Below are 18,679 nucleotides of genomic sequence, written 5' to 3'. Positions count from 1 at the left end.
TTCGCTGCGGTTCAGCGGCGCGATGCGCGCCGCGGGCGGTCAGCCCGCCGCCTGGATCGCCTCTTCGTACACGCCGGCCACGCGTCGCGCGATCACCGCGTTGTCGAAATGATCGCGCGCATAGCGCTTGCATGCGGCCTCGTCGGGCAGCGCGATCGCGCCCGACAGCGCACCGCCGAGCCCTTCGGCGATCGCATCGGCACCCGTCGACGGCAGCACGAGATCGCTCGACAACCCGGCGACCGCCTCCGGCAGCCCGCCGACCGGCGTGACCAGCACCGGCGTGCCGGATGCCAGCGATTCGACGGTGATCAGCCCGAAGCCCTCGAGCGCGACCGTCGGCACGACGCTGACCGTCGCCGCGCGGTACAGCGCCGCGAGATGATGGTCGGGTACGAAGCCGAGCAGCTTCACGTTGTCCTGCAGCTCGGCTTCGTCGATACGCTGCTGCAGTTCCTCGCCGATCTTGCCCTTGCCGGCGATCAGCAGCAGCACGTCGGGGTGACGGCGCTTGACGAGGCCGATCGCGTCGATCAGGTCCTCCAGCCCCATGCGCCGCACGAGCCGGCGCACGGCCAGCACGATCGGCCGGTCCTGCGGCAGTTGCAGCTTGTGCCGCGCCTCGGCGGGCGTGAGCGGCGTGTCGAACTGCGCGGTATCGACGCAGCCCGGAATCACGCGCACCCGCGACGGATCGATCCCGTAGCGGTGCGTCAGGATCTGGCCGAACGCCTGCGACAGCACGATCAGCCGCGACGAGCGCGTATAGACCGCCTGTTCGAGATAGCGCTTCGCGCGCTGCCCGAGCGACGCGGCGCCCTCGACCTGGCTTTCGTCGGCCCACGGCCCCTGGAAGTGCGACACCTGCGGAATCCCGCGCGTCACGTCGAGGCCCGGGAACGTATAAAGCGCGAAGTGCGACGAAATCACGTCCGGCCGCTCGCTGCGGATCTCGTCGCGCAGCGCGCGCCGCGCGGCGAGCATCCGGCGCGCGAGCGGCTGCGACGCGGGCCCGAAGCCCTGGATCGCGCCGCCCGTGTCGTCGGCGACCTTCGGCGAGCCGGCGACGAGCCCGCGCACCTCGACGCCCGCGCCGGGCAGCGCGCCGACGAGCGAGTAGTACATCCGGTCGAGGCCGCCCGCGCGTTCGGGGAACCAGTGCATGCCGATCTGCAACGATTTGATCGGCCGGGAAGAGTGGGACATCACGGTTGCTCCTGCGTGATTGCATGCTCGACCCGCTCGAAAGCGGACGGCTGCGAGGGTTGGCCGATGCGCCGGTAAAGCGCGACGTACTGGGCGCCCATGTGCGCCCAGCCGAAACGGGTCATCAGTTCGCGGGCCGCGTCGCCCATCGCGCGACAGGTGTCGCGCGACGCCGCGAGCGCGCCGATCGCCTGCGCGAGCGCGGCCGGATCGTCCGGATCCTCCAGCACGATCCCGCATTCGCGCGTGATGATTTCCGCGCCGCCCGCCGTGCGCGCGGTGACGACCGGCAAGCCGGCCGCCATCGCCTCCAGCAACGACAGGCTCATCGCTTCGTAGCGCGACGGAAAGACATACGCGTCGACCGAGCGCATCAGCGTCGGCATGTTCTTCACGAGCCCGAGGAAATGCACGCGCGAATCGATGCCGAGCGCGCGCGCTTCTTCCGGATACGGGCTGCCGGGCAAGTAGCCCGCCACCGCCAGATGCACGTTCGCGGGCAGCTTCGTCAGCGCCTTCAGCACGGTGCCGAGGTTCTTGCGCGGCGTGCGCAGATCGCCGACGAACAGCAGCAGGAACGCGTCGGCCGGCAGCTTGAACGCCGCGCGGTCGGCCTGCGCGCCCGCGAACGCGCTCGTATCGACGCCGTTGTAGATCACGCTGATCTTGCGGCTGTCGATGCCGAGCCCGGCGATCTCGTCGGCCACCTTCTGCGACACGGCGGTGATCGCGCGCGAACGCTTGTACGCCCAGCGCTCCAGCACGGTATTCACGCGCGTATAGACGTACTGGTAGGCCGACCACAGCCCCTTGGCGGGCCCGAACGGATAGTACGGACTCTTGAACCAGCCGCCGTGCACGAAGTGCGCGGTATTCACGTCGGCCTTGATCCACGAGATGAAGCCGTTCACGTGCAGCACGTCGTATTCGCTACGGTGCGCGCGCAGCCACGCCGCGCTTTTCAGCGCGAACACCTGCTGCTTGACGAGATTCGACGGCCAGAAGCCGCCGACCTTCACCGGCACCCAGCGCACGCGCGGATCGGCCAGCAGCTCGGGCGCGACATGCGACGCGACCAGCGTGACCTCGTAGTTTTCGGCCAGCGCCGCGCGCGCGATTTCGTAATTGACGCGGCCCTGCCCGTCGTTGTGTCGCACGACGTGCGTGACGATCGCGATTCTCAATGGTCGCCTCCCCGTGAACGCGCGGCGGCCAGCAGGCGTTGCGCCTTCTGCCAGTGCGCCGCGGCAAGTATCGAAAAAATGGCCGTGAACATCAGCAGGCCGCCGGTGCCGATCAGCGAGTTCGTGAACACGAGCATCGCGAAGGTCGACAGGCACAGGCTCAGGCAGGCGCCGACGAACTTGTCCTTGCGCAGCTTGAACGCCGCGCGCAGCGTGCGGCCGAACAGCATCACGACGCCGGCGAGATACAGCAGCGTGCCGGGCCAGCCGAGCACGAACGGCACGTTCATCACGCCGCTGTCGAAGCTGCCGTACTTGCCGAGCTCGCCGCTGTCGCTCGACAGCTTGGTGGACGCGCCGGTCGCGCCCATTCCTTCGCCGGCGACGTCGGTGAACGCCGTCTGCGCGAAGGTCGCGTAGAACTTGTTGCGGTCGTCGTAGCTGCGGTCGTCCTTCAGGTTCGTGATCGACTGCAGGCGCTGGCCGAGCCGGTCGGCCACCGGCCCGACGGTCAGCAGCGGCACGCACAGCCCCACCAGGACGACGCCGCTGATCAGGATCCGCATCCGCACGCGGTTGCTCGATTGGACGAGCTGGATCGCGAGCGCGATCACCCAGCCGCCCCAGGTCGAGCGCACGAGGCACAGCGCGAACGACACGAAACCGGCCGCGCCCGCGAACCAGCGGATCTTCTGCGGCGCGACCAGCACGAACACCAGCGCGCCCATCATCGCGAACGCGAACGGCCCGGACGAATTCATCGTGCTGAACACGCGCACGCCGTACGGCACCGGCTCGCCCTGCGAGCCCATCTGCGAGCCGACCATCCACAGCACGTCCCATTGCGGCATCACGAAGTACTGCACGACGCCGTACACGCCCATCACGAGCATGCCCCACATGAAGGTGGACAGCAGCACGTCGCGATACTCCGGATAGTCGCGCGCATTCACCATGACGTGAAAGCCGATCAGGATCGGGTACAGCCAGTTCGCGAGGTCGTAGGTCGCGGCCATCACGCCGCTCGACACGATCCCGACGAGGTACGCATACACGAGCCCGAACAGGATCAGCAGCACCGGAATCCCGCGCCGCTGCGCGAGCACGCGGTAATGCCGGATGAGCCCCAGGCCGGCGATCATCGTCACCGCGAGCGGCGCGACCTGGATCAGGCTCGTCGGCGTGAACGCGCCCTTCGACCAGTCGGCCAGGCGCCGCACTTCCGGGCTCAGGAACCACACCCACCACATGAAGCCGACATAGCGCGCCGGGCTCTTGAAATACAGCCAGATGCCGACCCCGATGGCCAGCACCGGGAACGCGAGCGTCAGCACCTTGCCCTGGTGGATCGCGATCAGCGCGGCGGTCAACGTCCACAGCCCGGCCTGCCCGGCCCAGTGCTTCGGCTCGGCGAACCAGCTGCGGGCGCGCGACGGCGCGCGTTCGGCGGCAATCGTACTCATCGGTCCGCGCTCACTGCGACGAAGGATGCGAATCGGCGAGCGGCATCGCGACGCCGGCCGCCGCGGGCGTGCGGCGCCGGCGCAGCATGTCGCGCGTTATCCGCATGTGCTGCTCGGCAAACGCCTGCGTGGTCAGGTCGCGCTCGCGCAGGCAGGCAGCCGCCGCCCGCGCGCAGTCGAGCGCCGCCGCCGGATCGGCGACGAAGCGGTCGGCGGCCTGGCGCATCGCCTGCGCGTCGAACGCCGGCACATACGCGGCCGTATCGTGCGGGAAGTAGTCGCTCAGGCCGCCCACGTCGGACACGATCATCGGCTTGCCGACGGCCGCCGCCTCGAGCATCACCGTGATGCCCGACGCGTGGAAATTCGGCCGCAGCGGCACGACGATGACGTCGGCCCACGCGTACAGCTCGTGCTGCTTCGCGAGCCCCGACGCCGGGCCGATCTTCACGTTCGGCGCGTGCCATTCGCGCGGCACGCGGCGGCGCGTCGCGAGCCGCACGTCGTAGCGTTCGTCGCCGCCGAACGCGGCGAGGAACGTGCGCCAGTCGCGGTCGCGGTCGTTGCCGATCGCGGCGATCCGCAACGGCCGGTTCGGCTGCCACTGCTTCGGCTCGACCGGCGGGAAATCCTGCGTGTTCAGCCCGTAATAGACGAACTCGGCCTCGCGCCCGAGATAGCGGCGGCACAGGTCGGCATTGTCGCGAGCGAGCGTGGTCAGCGCGTCGGCGCGCGCGAGCAGCTTGCGGTACAGCCAGCGGCGCGGGGCGCCGAAGCTGCCCCACTTGTCGAACAGCCACACGCTCTGCGCGAGCAGCAGCGGGCGCTTGCCCTGCTCGCCGGCGAGCTTGAGGACCAGCGCGGCCGCCAGATGCTCCTGCTCGGTGTGCGTCCAGATCACGTCGGTCGCGAGCAGTGCCGCGCGATTGCGCCACGCATGCACGACATCGAAGCCGAGCGCCGCCTTCAGCGCGCGGCGCGCGATGCTCACGACGCGGTTCTCGCGGCCGTCCTGCGAATAGGTCAGCCGGAATTCGTCGGATTCGGCGTGGTGATAGCCGTACAGGCAGCCGATGTCGTCGCCTTTCCGGTAGGTCCGCGGATCGGCGCCGTAGAACAAATGGACGTGAACGTTCGTTGCAGCCTTCGTGGTCATGCGAGCCCTCCGGGCATGGCCGCGCGCGACGCGCGCAGGCCGTTCAAGACGTCACCGGCGGCATCGCCGCACGGTGGGGGGCAAGGTCGGTGCGACGCGCATCGCGCGCGCCGCGGCGCACCGCGCGCCAGTGCGCGAGCACGCGGGCACGCCGCGCGGTCGGCAGCGCCAGCAGCACGTGCGCGAAGCCCGGATAGACGCGCGTGCCGACGAGCGTCCACCACCACCACGCGATCTCGCGCCGCAGCGGCGGCAGATGCTCGCGCAGCGTCAGTTGCAGGTTGTACGCGCCGTTGCTGATCGCGTTCAGCGACGCCGCATCGCGCCGGTCGTCGTCGAAGCGCTCGGCCGGGAAATGATCGACCGCGATCGCCGGGTCGTACAGCAGCGTCCAGCCCGCGCGCTGCACTTCCATGCTGAACGCCATGTCGTTGTGCACCTGCGCGCCGGCGCCGCGCAGCCGCGTGTCGAAACGCAGCCGTTCGATCGCCGCGCGGCGGTAGCTCATGTTCGCGCCTTTCAGCATGTCGACCGCGCGCGCGCCGCCGACGCCGAGGTGATGATTGCCGATGATCTTGCCCGACAGCGTCAGCTGGCCGACGCGCTCACGCGATTCGTCGAGCAGGCGGCCCTTCTCGTGCACCCAGTCGCGCCCGCCGACCGCGCCCACGCGCGGGTCGGACAGGAACGCGGCTTCGATGCGCGCGAGCCAGTCGGGGTGCGGCGCCGCATCGTCGTCGGTGATCGCGACGATGTCGCCGTTCACCGAGTCGAGCCCCTTGTTCAGCGCGGCGACCTGCCCCGCCACCTCCACCGGCACGATGCGCAGCGGCAGCGCGCCGCCGACCGCCGGATCGGCGAGCCGTTCGTGCGTGGCGTCGTCCTCCGGGCGCGCGACGACGATCACCTCGTCGGGCAGCCGCTGCTGCCGCTGCAGCGCCAGCAGGCAGCGCGCGAGGTCGGCGGGACGCCGATAGGTCGGAACGAGCACGGAAATTTTCATCAAGGATTCTCCAGTCGGCCGGGCAGGCGCCGCTCGCGCCGGCCCGGTGTCGTGAAATGCGATCAGGCGCTCAGGTATTCGTGCACGGCCGCATAGCCGCGGCCGTAGCCGCGCGCCTTCGGCGGTACGCCATTGAAGATCCCGCCTTCCAGATCGACCCCTGCGGTGCGCAGGCGCTTGATCGCATCGGCGATCTCGCCTTCGGTATGCATGCCCGAGCGCAGCACGAGGAACGTCGAGCCGGCCATGCGGCCGATGATCGTCGCATCGGTCACCGCCAGCACCGGCGGCGAATCGATCAGCACGACGTCGTAGCGCTTGCCGAGCCCTTCGAGGTATTGCGGCAGGCGCGCCGACATCAGCAGCTCCGACGGGTTCGGCGGGCGCGTGCCGGCCGCGATGAACGACAGGCCCTGCACCGGCGTCTCGCGCACGGCGTCCTCGAGCGGCGACTGATCGCTCAGCAGCTCGGACAGGCCCGGCTGCACCGTCAGGCCGAAGTAGCGGTCGAGCATCCCGCGGCGCATGTCGGCGTCGATCAGCAGCACGCGCTTGCCCGAATGCGCGAGCAGCACCGCGAGGTTCACCGTCAAAAAGCTCTTGCCGATGCCCGGGGTCGGGCCGGTCAGCACGATCACGCGGTTCTTCGCGTCCATCATCGCGAACTGCATCGCGGTGCGCAGGCTGCGCATGCTTTCGACGCTCAGGTCCTTCGGACGCAGGCTCGCGAGGATCGGCCGCGCACGGCTGCCGCCCTTCTCCGCGGCCGCGTCGAGCTTCACCTGCTCGGCGCTGAGCGGCACCAGCCCGTACAGCGGCAGGTTGAACGCGCGCTCGATGCGGTCCGGATCCTCGATGCCCTGGAACAGGTTGCGACGCAGGAACACGACGCCCGTGCCGAGGATCAGCCCGAGGAACACGGCGGCCGACAGGATCAGCACCTTCTTCGGCTTGACCGGCGCGCCCGGACGCAGCGCCGAATCGATGAGATGGATGTTGCCGCCCGTGCCGGCCTTCTGCACCGACAGCTCCTGCACGCGGTTCAGCAGCAGCACGTAGATGTCCTCGGCGACCTTCGCGTCGCGCTGGAGCTGGACGGCCTTCACCTCGGTCGCCGGCAGGCTGCGGAAACGGTTGCTGAACTTCTCCTTCTCGCCCTCCAATTCCGCGAGCTGCTGCTTCGCGGCGATCACCATCGGATGCGAATCGGTGAAGCGCTGCGCGAGCGACGCGAGCTGCAGCCGCTGCGCGGCGATCTGCTGTTCGTACTGCACGCTGCCTTCGAGGTAGACCTTCGCCTCGTCGCTCGCGTTGATCGAGCCCGACGTGCGCTGGTATTGCGTCAGCGCGGCTTCCGCGCGTTCGAGGTCGGCCTTCAGGCGCGGCTCCTCGCCCTTCAGGAAGTCGAGCATCTTGGTCGCTTCGGCCTGCTTCGCGATCACGTGCTGGTTCAGGTACGACTGCGCGAGCGCGTTCGCGATCGCGGCGGTCTGGTCCGGGTCCTTGCCTTCGAGCGAGATCTGCACGACGCCCGTCTGCTTGCCCTGCTCGCTCACCTGGATGCCGGCCTGGAAGCCGCTGATCGCGTCGAGATCGTTGTAGCGCACCACCGTGAATTGCGTGCCGGGGCGCGCGACGAGCTTGCTCACGATCAGCGTCACGCCGCCGCCCTGCGCCGCTTCGCCCACGCGGCCGGCCAGCAGCCGCGTGCCGTTCTCGTCGACCAGCGAATAGGTGCCGTTCGGGCCGGCCGTCAGCGTGAGCTTCTTGCCTTCGAGCGCCGGCACGACGCTGATCGAATCGACGTCCGCGACTTCGCCGCCCCACGCATACGACTTCAGCCCGAGCCACGGCCGCGACGGCACGCCCGGCGTCGCGAGGCGCGCGGCGAGGCTGCCGATCAGCGGCAGCGTCTTCGGTGCGACCGAGAAGTTCAGCTTGAACTGCTCGACGACCGGCGTGACGACGCCGCGGCTCTTGATGATCTCGATTTCGGCATCGGTCGGCGCCTGCTGCGGGCCGCTGTTGATCGACGCGCCCGTCTGCGTCTGCGTGAGCGCCTGCGACGTGTTGTCGTTGCCCTCGATCCGCACGTGCACGTCCGCCTGGTAGACCGGCTTCGCGATGAAGCAGTAGAGGCCGGCGAGCGCGACGACCGTCACCGCGATGCCGAGCAGCAGCCAGATGTCGTCCATGATGACCTGGAGCAACTGGCCGAGAACGACGTCCTCTTCCTCGGTCTTCGCGGTCAGGTCCGCGTAGGAGTGTTTCGCTTGCGTGTTCACCATTCGTTCCCGCTTGAGTGGTGCCGGGGGGCGGGCGCCGCCCCGGCGGGCTATCAGCGCGTGATCTGCCGCATGTAGAAGATCGTCTGGATCGTCGGCAGCACCTGCTGCAGCACGCGGTTGAACTGCACCGAGCTGGCCGTGCTGACGTAGACGACGTCGAGCGGCTGAAGCGGGAAGCGGCTCGACAGCATCAGCGCATCGGGCTGCGTCATGTCGAGACGGAACACTTCAGGCTTCGTCGGGTTGTCGCGCATCCCGCGCATCACGTAGATCTTGCGCGGGTTCGCATCGGTGTCGAGAATCCCGCCGCCCGCGGTCAGCGCGTCGGCGATGGTCAGCTTGCCCTTGAGCATCGGCACCGTGACCGGCGTCTTGACCTCGCCCATGATGAACACGCGGCTGTCGCTGCGATCCGGCACGTTGACGATGTCGCCCGGCTGCAGCATCACGTTCTGCTTCACCTCGCCGCGATCGAGCACGCCGTTCGCGTCGAGCGTGTACAGCTTGCCGTCGCGCGTCAGGCGCACGCGCTGCAGGTCGGCCTCGGCGGTCGAGCCGCCCGAGCGCGAGATCGCGTCGACGAGCGTGAGCGGCACGTCGCTCACCGCGAGCGGGCCCGGCTGCTTCACCTCGCCCGTCACCTGCACCTTCTGGCTGCGGAACGACAGCACGCGCACGTCGAGCTGCGGGTTCTTCACGTAGCGCGCGAGGCTGGACGCCATCTCGTCGCGAATCTGCGCGACCGTCTTGCCCGCCACGCGAATGCGGCCGACGAACGGGAAGAAGATCGTGCCGTCGGCGGCGACCGTCTGGCCGTACGGATCGGCCTGGCCCGGCAGCGCGGTCGTATACGGCTGCTGCAGCGCGCCCGCGACCGATTGCGTCGTGTTGCCGCCGCTCGAGAACGACTGGCCCTGCGGCGTCGTCAGCTCCGGGTGGTCCCACACGGTGACGCCGAGGATGTCCTGCGGGCCGACGCGATACGTGTACTGCGACGGATCGGTATAGCGCCCGGGCGGCAGCGGATGATCGACCTGCGCTTTCTGCAGCTGGTCCATCACCACTTTGGCGTCGATGTAATGAACCGGATAGGTTTCGGCCGCTTCCTGCCGGCCTTCGTCCTTCAGGTTCGACGAGTCGAGGTAGTTGCCGGGCGCGGTTGCACAGGCCGACAGGAAAGTCGTCAGCGCGACGGCAAGCGCCACCGGGCGCATCGGGCGTTTCAGCATAGTTTCTGTAGCCATCCTTGAACCAGACGTTCGATCAGTGAGTAGCTCTCGCGGTAGTCGGCCTCGGGGCCGCCGTGCGGGTCCGCGATCTCGGCCCCTTCCCACTTGCCGAGCAGGTGAACCTTGCCGCGCGCGAACGGATCGACCGCTTCGACGGCCGCGATCTGTCGACGCTCGCTGACGAGAATCAGGTCGGCGTCGCGCACGATCCGGCGCGACAGCCGCCGCGAGCGATGGGTCGTCGCATCGACGCCCCGCTCGGCGAGCAGTTGCCGCATCACCGGATCGATGCCGTCGCCGTCGTTCGCGTGGACGCCGGCCGAATGGAACGTCGGGCGCGGGCCGCCGCGCGACGCGGCGTGCGACTTGAACAGCATTTCCGCCGCCGGGCTGCGGCAGACGTTCGCGTGACAGACGATCAGGATGTTCCGGAACATGGCGTCTCGCAACGAGTGACGAAAAACGAGTTACGCGCTGGCGCGCGCGGCGCCCGGCACGCGCGCGGCGACGGCCTGGCGCGAGCCCGGCCGGCCGATCGGGTGGTACTCGATGCCCTGCTCGCTCATCGTCTCCGGCTCGTACAGGTTGCGGCCGTCGAAGATCACGGGCGCCTTCCACAGCCGGCCGAGCGCGACGAAGTCGGGGCTCTTGAACGCCTTCCATTCGGTGACGATCACGAGCGCGTCGGCGTCGCGCGCGGCCTGCGCCTCGTCGTCGACGAAGGAGAGACGCTCGAGCCAGCTCGGGTGATCGGCGAGATCGAGCGCGATCACGCGGCGCGCTTCCTGCTGCGCGACCGGGTCGTACGCGGCGACGCGCGCGCCGCGCGACAGCAGCTCGGCGATCAGCTCGCGGCTCGGCGCTTCACGCATGTCGTCGGTGTTCGGCTTGAACGCGAGGCCCCACAGCGCGAACGTGCGGCCGCTCAGGTCCTCGCCGAAGCGCGCGACGATCTTCTCGGCGAGCACGCGCTTTTGCGTCGCGTTGACCGACGACACGGCCTTCAGGATCTGCAGCGACTGGCCGTGCTCGTCGGCCGTGCGGATCAGCGCCTCGACGTCCTTCGGGAAGCACGAGCCGCCGTAGCCGCAACCGGCGTACAGGAAGTGATAGCCGATGCGCGGATCGGAGCCGATCCCGCGGCGCACGGCCTCGATGTCCGCGCCGAAGCGGTCGGCGAGGTTCGCCAGTTCGTTCATGAACGAGATGCGCGTCGCGAGCATCGCGTTCGCCGCGTATTTCGTGAACTCGGCCGAGCGCACGTCCATGTACAGCGTGCGTTCGTGATTGCGGTTGAACGGCGCGTAGAGCTTCTTCATCAGCTCGCGGGCACGCTCGCCCGGCACGTCGTCGTCGCAGCCGATCACGATGCGGTCCGGCCGCGTGAAATCGTCGACGGCCGCGCCTTCCTTCAGGAATTCCGGATTCGACACGACCGAGAACATCTGGTCGCCGCCGCGCTTCGCGAGCTCCTCGGCGACCGCCGCGCGCACGCGCTCGGCCGTGCCGACCGGCACCGTCGACTTGTCGACGATCACCTTGAAGCCGGTCATGTAGCGGCCGATGTTGCGCGCCGCCGCGAGCACGTATTGCAGATCGGCCGAGCCGTCCTCGTCGGGCGGCGTGCCGACCGCGATGAACTGCACGTCGCCGTGCGCGACCGCGGCCTCGATGTCGGTCGAGAAGCGCAGGCGGCCGGCCGAGCGGTTGCGCGCGATTACTTCCTTCAGGCCCGGCTCGTGGATCGGCACGCCGCCGTCGTTCAGGATGTCGATCTTTGCCTGGTCGACGTCGAGACAGAACACGTCGTGCCCGATGTCGGCGAGACAGGCGCCGGTGACAAGCCCTACGTAACCGCTGCCGATGATAGTCAGATTCATGATGTGTCGGACCCCTTGACCAATGATTCGAAATTCGGAAAACCGGAATGCCTGCGCGACCCGGCGCGTCGGTGTCAGTACGCGTTGCTGCCGGTGAAGCCTTTCCACAGCGTCAGCACGACGATCTTGATGTCGAGCCAGAACGACCAGTTCTGCATGTAGTACAGGTCGAGCTTCACGCGGCCCATCATCTTCTCGATCTGGTCGGTCTCGCCGCGATAGCCGTTGATCTGCGCCCAGCCGGTGATGCCGGGCTTGATCCGGTAGCGGAACATGTAGCCCTTGACCAGATCCTTGTAGATGTCGTCGTGCGCGAGCGCATGCGGGCGCGGCCCCACCACCGACATCTCGCCCTTCAGCACGTTGATGAACTGCGGCAGCTCGTCGAGGCTCGTGCGGCGCAGGAACCGGCCGACCGGCGTCACGCGCGAGTCGTTCCTGGTCGCCTGCGTGACCTGCCCGGCCACTTCCTGGTGCACCTTCATCGAGCGAAACTTGTAGATCTCGAACTCGTGCCCGTCGATGCCCTTGCGCTTCTGCCGAAAGAACACCGGCCCGCGCGAGGTCAGCTTGATCAGCGCCGCGATCAGCACCATTACCGGCGCGAGCGCGGTGAGCGCCGCCAGCGCGAACAGCCGGTCGAACACGAACTTCGGCAGGATCCGCACGTCGGTGATCGGCGACGCCGCGAGGTTGATCGCCGGCACGCCGAGCACCTCGACCACTTCCTGGTTGAAGAACGACAGCGTGCGCACGTCCGGGATGAAGCGGATGTTCACGAAGTCGTGGCGGAACACCGTCACGATCTGGTGAATCCGGCGCTCCTCCGTGATCGGCAGCGTGAGCCACAGCTCGCTGATCGCGCGGCTGCGCACCAGCCACACCAGCGATTCGAACTGCCGCTCGATGCGCACGTCGTCGAGCGCGACTTCGCCCGGCGCCTCGCTTTCGTCGTACACGCACACCGGGTTGAAGCCGGCTTCCGGCCGCGCGCGCATCTGCGCGATCAGCCGCCGCGCCGCCGGCGTGCCGCCGACGATCGCGACCGCCTTCAGGTTGTAGCCGCCGCGACGCAACTGCCGCAGCACGACGTGCACGCAGGCCTTCGAGCCGGCGAGCAGCGCCATCGTCACGAGCGCCCAGTAGCCGAGCCACAGCCGCGACAGGTCGCCCGACTGGTGAAAACTGAAACTCATCAGGATGCCCGCGAGCTCGACCGCGAGCCACGCGAACGCCACGCGCACCACCAGCCCGACGAGACGCTTGCCGCGCCACGACTGGTAGATGCCGACGGCCGGAAAGAACACGACGACCAGCAGGCAGTCGAACAGCACCGTCGTGCGCTGCAGGTCGTTGAGCCCGATGCTGCCGTCGTGCAGCGCGGCCGCGATCAGCGCGCCCGTCACGACCATCGCGATATCGATGACTCTCGCCAGCACGCTCAACATGTCTGTTTCCTCTTCTTTGAACAGGCGTTTGCCGAACAGCGCCTTGCGCGACCCGTGCCGCACATTCGATTCAAACGTTGCATGACGCTATTGAAGCGACAAGAAAATTCCGCCTCAAGCGCACAAGTATTTCGAAAAATAATCGGAAATTCTTGCCGCGATCTTTTTTAATTAAATCGGCAGGTTTTCCCGAATCGGTCGGGAACGGGGATTTTTTCTCGATCTTTTCGCTTCCCGCTCACCCTTTGCGGGCGGGCATGACAGGCCGATTACCGGAATTATTTTTTATTTTTTTATTTGCGGCCGGTGCTACCGCGGAAAATTCTCCCGGATCGCGGCGCGGCGGATATCCGGCATTGGGCCCGGTTTTATTGTCGATTTACTTCATGCTACAACGACAGGCACTGACTTCAACCGTGGAGAGTGTCATCATGAATGCTCCGGCAGTGGTCGCCGAAACGCGCCATTCTTCTTCCGCCGCACCCGTCGTCGGCACGCCCGCCGTCGGTACCCGCCTCGCCGTGCAGCCCGTGATTCTCGCCGGCGGTTCCGGCACACGCCTGTGGCCGATGTCGCGCGAGCGCTTTCCGAAACAGCTGATCGGCCTGCTCGGCGATCATTCGCTGCTGCAATCCACCGCACTGCGCCTCGACGGCCTGACGGCCGATCATCCGCTGAACGACGACGTGCTGATCGTGTGCGGCGAGGATCACCGCTTCACGACCGCCGAACAGCTGCGCCTGACGGCCAAGAACGCGACCATCATGCTCGAGCCCCTCGGCCGCGACACCGCGCCCGCGCTGACGCTCGCCGCGTTGCGGCTCGTCGCCGGCGGCAACGACGCGGTGATGACCGTGATGCCCGCCGACCACGCGGTCGCGGACGTGCCGCGCTTTCACGCGGCCGTCGCGGCCGGCGTGCACTGCGCGGCGCAAGGCAAGATCGCGACGATGGGCATCGTGCCGAAGCACGCGGAAACCGGCTACGGCTACATCCGCGTCGGCGCGCCGCTGGGCGACGCCGGAACGGGCGCCCTCGACGTCCGCCGCCTCGACCGTTTCGTCGAGAAGCCGCACCTCGAACTCGCGCAGCAGTACGTCGCGTCGGGCGAATACTGGTGGAACAGCGGGATCTTCATCGTGCGCGCGTCGGTCTGGCTGAAGGCGATCAGGCAGCTCGAACCCGAGATCTACGCGGCCTGCGAACAGGCCGTCGCACAGGGCAAGGAAGACGGCGATTTCTTCCGCGTCGATCGCGATGCGTTCGCCGCGTCGCCGTCGAACTCGATCGACTACGCGGTGATGGAACCGCTCGCGAGCCTGCCGCAACTGTGCGAAAGCGTCGTCGTGCCGCTCGACGCGGGGTGGTCGGACGTCGGCTCGTGGGACGCGATCTGGCAGATCTCGCCGAAGGACGATGCCGGGAACGTCGGCCGCGGCCACGTGCTGTTCGAAGGCGCCGACTCGACGTTCGCGCATTCGGAAAGCCGGCTCGTCGCGTGCGTCGGCACGCAGAACCTGGTCGTCGTCGAAACGCCCGACGCCGTGCTCGTCGCGGATAAATCGCGCGTGCAGGACGTGAAGAAGATCGTCGGGCACATCAAGGCGCGACAGGGCACCGAGGCGACCGATCACCGCAAGGTGCATCGTCCGTGGGGCCACTACGACTCGGTCGACATGGGCGAGCGTTTCCAGGTGAAACGCATCGTCGTGAAGCCGGGCGCGCAACTGTCGCTGCAGATGCACCACCACCGCGCCGAACACTGGATCGTCGTGCGCGGCACCGCGCGCATCACGCGCGGCGACGAAACGTTCCTGCTGTCCGAAAACGAATCGACGTACATTCCGCTCGGCGTCTCGCACCGCCTGGAAAACCCGGGCAAGATGCCGCTCGAACTGATCGAGGTGCAGTCGGGCGCGTATCTCGGCGAGGACGACATCGTCCGCTTCGACGATACCTACGGCCGGCAGTAACGCGGCATGCAACAAAGGGCGCCGCTTCGACGGCGGCGCCCGGGCAACGCGGACAGGGAGACACTGCAGTTCCGCGCGGGCGTCGTGGCACACGACGGGCCGCGCATGACACGGCAACGGCGATCAGCCCACGCGGTACGCGTATTCGCGATGCTCCGACTGCACGGGATCGTTGCGGCTTTCCGACAACGCGCCCGCGCGGCGCTCGGCGATGAAGCGCTTGATGTCCGATTCCGCGCGCGCCAGCGCCGACAAACCGGCCAGCACTTCGCCTTGCGGCTCGCACGCCGGTGCGTCGCTCGCCCCGTGGCGATCGATCCACTGGCGCGCCCAGTCGAGCGCGTACTGCTCGGCTGCCTCGGCATCGGTGAAGCGCGGGCCGATCAGGCCCGAGCGTTCGACCCGACGGTCGTCCTGCGAGATCTCGGCCCACGCGCGATACATCAGGTTCTGCACGGGCTGCGCGATGCCGCTGATCGTATAGCCGCGATACTCGTCGACCTGCGGCTCGGCCGCGGCGAAGCTCGCCGCCGACGCCCGCGCATGCCGCAACTCCGTGCCCGGCGCGCCGGGCACGGTAAACGACACGGCGGCGCGGCCGTCCATCTGGTCGTCCGCCATCGCGCTCAGCGACGCACCCTCGCCCTGCCAAACGTTTGCCTGGGCAACTGGCAATTGCCACGATTCGGGGTTCTGCCAGAACACGCCGCGCAAACGGTCGTTGTCGGGCGCGGGCTCCGCGCGGCGAGCCGGCACGACGGCCTCCGGCGGCGGCGGAATATACGCGAACGTGCGCCCGCTGAACTGGGTCAGCACGTCGATCATCTTCAGCAGCGTGCCGTTCGCGAGCCACTCCTCGTAGCGACGACGGCACGTCGGCCCGGACGGATAGCGGCCGGGCAGCTTGGACCAGGCTTCCCCGGTCGTCAGGATCCAGAGCACCGCGTTCGCGACGACGCGCGGTTCGGCACGGGGACGCCCACGACGGTTCAGCCTGATGGGTTCATCGGCGATCAGCGCTGAAAGGCGAAACCACTCTTCATCGTTAAGCTCATCGAAGAACATAGTCGATCTCTCCACGCAGCCAGGCCGGGGCTGCGATTGGCGGCGCCGTCACGACACATCGCGTCGCGGGGCGGCCAGGTTGCACATTATGGTTATCCGGCGTTGTGCATACCGGGCGACACCGCACTTTCACGGTGCCGCGATTCCCGGCAATGGCGCACAAATCGCGGTCTCACTCCAATGTGGGAATTTTTGTGCACGAAGCATACCATCCTCAGGGTTTATCTCAATATGACAATGACTTAATGTTACGTACTGAAACAACCTGCCATGGGCGGGCAATCCATTTACGCTTGAATTTTTTTGCGGGATCTTTATGCCGGCGGCTGGAAAGGCCCGTCCGGCGGGGCTCCGCAGCGTCTGAAGAATGCCGCGCAACCGGGGGTTACCGCCTGGTCCGCCCCTGCCGGCAACAATCTCCGAAACCGTTTCCCGAAATCGGTAAATCAGGGGAAAATTCGTAACAAGACATTCACGAATCGGTAAATCATTCAATTTGCGTTGAATCAAATTATCTCCACGCACAATCTCTTTATTATTTCTCCGCGAGTAATGAAAAGACGCTGACGCAATGCGCCCGATGTGTCCCCGCATGCAAATCCGTCACGCTTGTTACAACTTCGCGGCAACCGGCAGACAGCCGCGCCGCACGACGTGCGGGGCGGCTGCTGGCCCGCAGGGACGGAAAGGAGAAAGCCGGCGTGGGCGGCGCGCGGCGGGGGACGGCGGCGCTAGCGCAGATCGCCGACCAGCGACGCGCTCACGTCCGCGTCGATGCGCTGCGCCGGCATCGTGTAGGCCGGGTGATCGCAGCCGATCGATAGCGCCGCCCCGCCCTTGAGCGCCGCGCGCATCGGCGCATCGAACTCGAAGCGGACGAAGTGCACGGCCGACGTCTTCTCCGCGTTCTCGCGATCGAGATCCTCGTCGGCGATCGCGTAGACGCTCGCATGCCCGTCGACCCGCAGGTACACGCGATCCTCGACACCGATCAGCCGCGCGAGCGCCGCGCGCCGTTCGATCTCGTGCTCGTACTCGATCTGCATCGTCGCCTTCAGGTTGGTGCCGTCCGGCACCAGCGGCAGATACGCGTCGAGCTCCCCTTCGATGCCGGCTTCGTCGAAGATCTTCTCGATGTGCAACATTTCGTGGATCTGATAGCGGATCGTCGTCTCGTCCTCGAACAGGAAGCGCAGGTGGTTGCCCAGCGCCACCGCGCGGCGGCGCTTGTACGCGACGAGCCGCGCATGTTCGGCCTTGCGGATCTTCGCGTACGCTTCGAGCGTCAGCAGGGAGTCGCGGGTCAGCGTCATGGATGTCCTCGTGGATGGCCGGCCGCGGCTCAGATGCCGTACGCGCGCCGCAGCAGCGTCAGCGGATGCGCGAGCGGCGCCGGCGACAGCCCGTTCTCGTCGATGCCCTGCACGATGTGATGGCCGGCGAGCGCGCAGTCGGACGACACGACGTCCGGCCGCGGCTCGGCCATCGCCTTGAATACCGGCGCGCCGATCCGCATCGCATCCGCATGAAATGCCTTCTTCACGCCGAACGTGCCCGCGTGGCCCGAGCAACGCTCGACGACGTTCACGCGCGTATCGGGCACGAGCGACAGCGCATCGGCCGTCTTGCGGCCGATGTTCTGCACGCGCGCATGGCACGGCACGTGATACGACACGGTGCCCAGGCCGGTCTTGAAATCGGTCTTCAGCAGCCCGTCGCGATGCCGCGCGATCACGTATTCGAACGGGTCCCAGAACGCGTCGGCCACCGCGCGCACGGCCGCGTCGTCGGGGAACATCAACGGCAGCTCGCTCTTGTACATCAGCACGCAGCTCGGGATCGCGCCGATCAACGCATAGCCTTCACGGGCGTAGCGTTCGAGCACCGGGATGTTCACCGCCTGCTTCGCGGCGACGCCGGCGAGGTTGCCTTGCTCCAGCAGCGGCATCCCGCAGCACGCTTCGCGCGTGACGAGTTCGTACGGGATCTCGTTGTGCGCGAGGATCGCGAGCAGGTCGTGGCCGATTCCCGGCTCGTTGAAATTCACGTAGCACGTCGCGTAGATCGCGACCTTGCCGGGCGTGCGTTCGCCGTCGCGCACGGGCGGGTTCGCCGAGCGCCCGGCCGCGCGCCGGAACGTGCGCGGTGTGAATTCCGGCAGCCACGCGTTGCGATCGACGCCGAGCGCCGCTTCGAGCGCGTGGCGGGCGGGCGGCGTGCGGTTCACCGCGTTGATCGTCTGCGTGACGACCGGAATGCCGGCGAGACGGCCGAGCGCATCGGTATTGGACAGCACCTTGTCGCGCAGCGTCGCTTCGCCGCGCTTGTAACGCGCGGCCTTGCCGCGCAGCATCAGGTGCGGGAAGTCGACGTTCCATGCATGCGGCGGCACGTACGGGCATTTCGTCATGTAGCAGAGGTCGCACAGATAGCACTGGTCGACGACCTTGCGGAACGCTTCCTTCGGCACGTCCTCGATGTCGCCCATCGGCGTGTCGTCGACCAGGTCGAACAGCGTCGGAAACGCGCCGCACAGCGACACGCAGCGCCGGCAGCCGGCGCAGATGTCGAATACGCGGGTCATTTCCGCATCGATCTCGGCCTGGTCGTAGAACGCTTCGGACTGCCAGTCGAGCGGATGCCGGGTCGGCGCTTCGAGACTGCCTTCCTTGTGGGGCATGGGGCGCTCCCGCATGGCGCGCATGTGCGCAAGCGCACCGCCCGCGCGAGGCGGGCGGCGATGAACGAACAGCCGGCCGCGTGCCGGTCGCGCGGGAGATGCCG

Annotated in this window: 14 protein-coding genes; 1 reads left to right on the top strand and 13 read right to left on the bottom strand. The window is 67.7% G+C overall.

All coding sequences use genetic code 11. The features are described from left to right. Positions 1-39: 39 nt before the first annotated feature. The 10 genes from CFB89_RS19590 to CFB89_RS19545 form a co-directional block, all read right to left on the bottom strand. Complete coding sequence (locus CFB89_RS19590) at positions 40-1,206, bottom strand: glycosyltransferase family 4 protein (RefSeq protein WP_089469448.1); 1,167 nt, start codon at positions 1,204-1,206, stop codon at positions 40-42. Continuing rightward, a complete protein-coding gene (locus CFB89_RS19585) occupies positions 1,206-2,390 on the bottom strand; it encodes a glycosyltransferase family 4 protein (protein WP_089469286.1) in 1,185 nt (394 codons plus the stop codon). The genes CFB89_RS19590 and CFB89_RS19585 overlap by 1 nt, the downstream gene beginning before the upstream one ends. After that, positions 2,387-3,853 carry an O-antigen ligase gene (locus tag CFB89_RS19580; RefSeq protein ID WP_089469285.1) on the bottom strand — a complete coding sequence of 489 codons (1,467 nt, stop codon included), beginning with the start codon at positions 3,851-3,853 and terminating at the stop codon, positions 2,387-2,389. Before CFB89_RS19580 ends, CFB89_RS19585 begins: the two co-directional genes overlap by 4 nt. 10 nt (positions 3,854-3,863) lie before the next feature. After that, positions 3,864-5,009 (bottom strand): glycosyltransferase family 4 protein, encoded by a 1,146-nt coding sequence (locus CFB89_RS19575; protein WP_089469284.1) that lies wholly within the window; start codon positions 5,007-5,009, stop codon positions 3,864-3,866. Between the two features lie 43 nt (positions 5,010-5,052). Continuing rightward, on the bottom strand, positions 5,053-6,012 hold the full coding sequence (locus tag CFB89_RS19570; RefSeq protein ID WP_089469283.1) for a glycosyltransferase family 2 protein: 960 nt from the start codon (positions 6,010-6,012) through the stop codon (positions 5,053-5,055). Positions 6,013-6,074: 62 nt separating this feature from the next. Beyond that, positions 6,075-8,300: a polysaccharide biosynthesis tyrosine autokinase gene (locus CFB89_RS19565; protein WP_089469282.1), complete on the bottom strand. Its 2,226-nt coding sequence runs from the start codon at positions 8,298-8,300 to the stop codon at positions 6,075-6,077. A 50-nt stretch (positions 8,301-8,350) separates the two neighbouring features. Then, positions 8,351-9,529, bottom strand: coding sequence for a polysaccharide biosynthesis/export family protein (locus tag CFB89_RS19560; protein ID WP_089469281.1), 1,179 nt, complete (start codon positions 9,527-9,529; stop codon positions 8,351-8,353). After that, positions 9,523-9,966, bottom strand: a complete 444-nt coding sequence (locus CFB89_RS19555) for a low molecular weight protein-tyrosine-phosphatase (protein ID WP_006482944.1) — start codon at positions 9,964-9,966, stop codon at positions 9,523-9,525. Before CFB89_RS19555 ends, CFB89_RS19560 begins: the two co-directional genes overlap by 7 nt. A gap of 30 nt (positions 9,967-9,996) precedes the next feature. After that, positions 9,997-11,409, bottom strand: coding sequence for a UDP-glucose/GDP-mannose dehydrogenase family protein (locus CFB89_RS19550; RefSeq protein WP_089469280.1), 1,413 nt, complete (start codon positions 11,407-11,409; stop codon positions 9,997-9,999). 74 nt (positions 11,410-11,483) lie between these two features. Further along, positions 11,484-12,857, bottom strand: a complete 1,374-nt coding sequence (locus CFB89_RS19545; protein WP_089469447.1) for an undecaprenyl-phosphate glucose phosphotransferase — start codon at positions 12,855-12,857, stop codon at positions 11,484-11,486. Positions 12,858-13,288: 431 nt separating this feature from the next. On the opposite strand from CFB89_RS19545, the gene CFB89_RS19540 reads away from it, so the two are divergent. After that, complete coding sequence (locus CFB89_RS19540; protein WP_089469279.1) at positions 13,289-14,830, top strand: mannose-1-phosphate guanylyltransferase/mannose-6-phosphate isomerase; 1,542 nt, start codon at positions 13,289-13,291, stop codon at positions 14,828-14,830. A gap of 123 nt (positions 14,831-14,953) precedes the next feature. On the opposite strand, the gene CFB89_RS19535 is transcribed toward CFB89_RS19540, so the two are convergent. The 3 genes from CFB89_RS19535 to CFB89_RS19520 all read right to left on the bottom strand — a co-directional run bounded on the left by CFB89_RS19535 (position 14,954) and on the right by CFB89_RS19520 (position 18,575). Beyond that, entirely contained in the window at positions 14,954-15,895 is a 942-nt protein-coding gene (locus CFB89_RS19535) for a transposase (RefSeq protein WP_089469278.1), read from the bottom strand. A gap of 731 nt (positions 15,896-16,626) precedes the next feature. Then, on the bottom strand, positions 16,627-17,208 hold the full coding sequence (locus CFB89_RS19525) for a DUF3501 family protein (protein ID WP_089469276.1): 582 nt from the start codon (positions 17,206-17,208) through the stop codon (positions 16,627-16,629). A gap of 29 nt (positions 17,209-17,237) precedes the next feature. Continuing rightward, positions 17,238-18,575 (bottom strand): heterodisulfide reductase-related iron-sulfur binding cluster, encoded by a 1,338-nt coding sequence (locus CFB89_RS19520; protein WP_089469446.1) that lies wholly within the window; start codon positions 18,573-18,575, stop codon positions 17,238-17,240. Between the last annotated feature and the right edge of the window lie 104 nt (positions 18,576-18,679).

Source organism: Burkholderia sp. AU16741, assembly GCF_002223345.1.
Classification (GTDB): domain Bacteria; phylum Pseudomonadota; class Gammaproteobacteria; order Burkholderiales; family Burkholderiaceae; genus Burkholderia; species Burkholderia sola.
Note: the sequence above shows the minus strand (reverse complement) of the source record. Positions and strands in the feature narration are given on the sequence as shown.

Bases quoted from the DNA above. Each gene is read 5' to 3' on its own strand.
- CFB89_RS19590 (WP_089469448.1), bottom strand. From the start codon at position 1,206: ATGTCCCACTCTTCCCGGCCGATCAAATCGTTGCAGATCGGCATGCAC.
- CFB89_RS19580 (WP_089469285.1), bottom strand. From the start codon at position 3,853: ATGAGTACGATTGCCGCCGAACGCGCGCCGTCGCGCGCCCGCAGCTGG.
- CFB89_RS19575 (WP_089469284.1), bottom strand. From the start codon at position 5,009: ATGACCACGAAGGCTGCAACGAACGTTCACGTCCATTTGTTCTACGGC.
- CFB89_RS19570 (WP_089469283.1), bottom strand. From the start codon at position 6,012: ATGAAAATTTCCGTGCTCGTTCCGACCTATCGGCGTCCCGCCGACCTC.
- CFB89_RS19565 (WP_089469282.1), bottom strand. From the start codon at position 8,300: ATGGTGAACACGCAAGCGAAACACTCCTACGCGGACCTGACCGCGAAG.
- CFB89_RS19560 (WP_089469281.1), bottom strand. From the start codon at position 9,529: ATGCTGAAACGCCCGATGCGCCCGGTGGCGCTTGCCGTCGCGCTGACG.
- CFB89_RS19555 (WP_006482944.1), bottom strand. From the start codon at position 9,966: ATGTTCCGGAACATCCTGATCGTCTGTCACGCGAACGTCTGCCGCAGC.
- CFB89_RS19550 (WP_089469280.1), bottom strand. From the start codon at position 11,409: ATGAATCTGACTATCATCGGCAGCGGTTACGTAGGGCTTGTCACCGGC.
- CFB89_RS19545 (WP_089469447.1), bottom strand. From the start codon at position 12,857: ATGTTGAGCGTGCTGGCGAGAGTCATCGATATCGCGATGGTCGTGACG.
- CFB89_RS19540 (WP_089469279.1), top strand. From the start codon at position 13,289: ATGAATGCTCCGGCAGTGGTCGCCGAAACGCGCCATTCTTCTTCCGCC.
- CFB89_RS19535 (WP_089469278.1), bottom strand. From the start codon at position 15,895: ATGTTCTTCGATGAGCTTAACGATGAAGAGTGGTTTCGCCTTTCAGCG.
- CFB89_RS19525 (WP_089469276.1), bottom strand. From the start codon at position 17,208: ATGACGCTGACCCGCGACTCCCTGCTGACGCTCGAAGCGTACGCGAAG.
- CFB89_RS19520 (WP_089469446.1), bottom strand. From the start codon at position 18,575: ATGCCCCACAAGGAAGGCAGTCTCGAAGCGCCGACCCGGCATCCGCTC.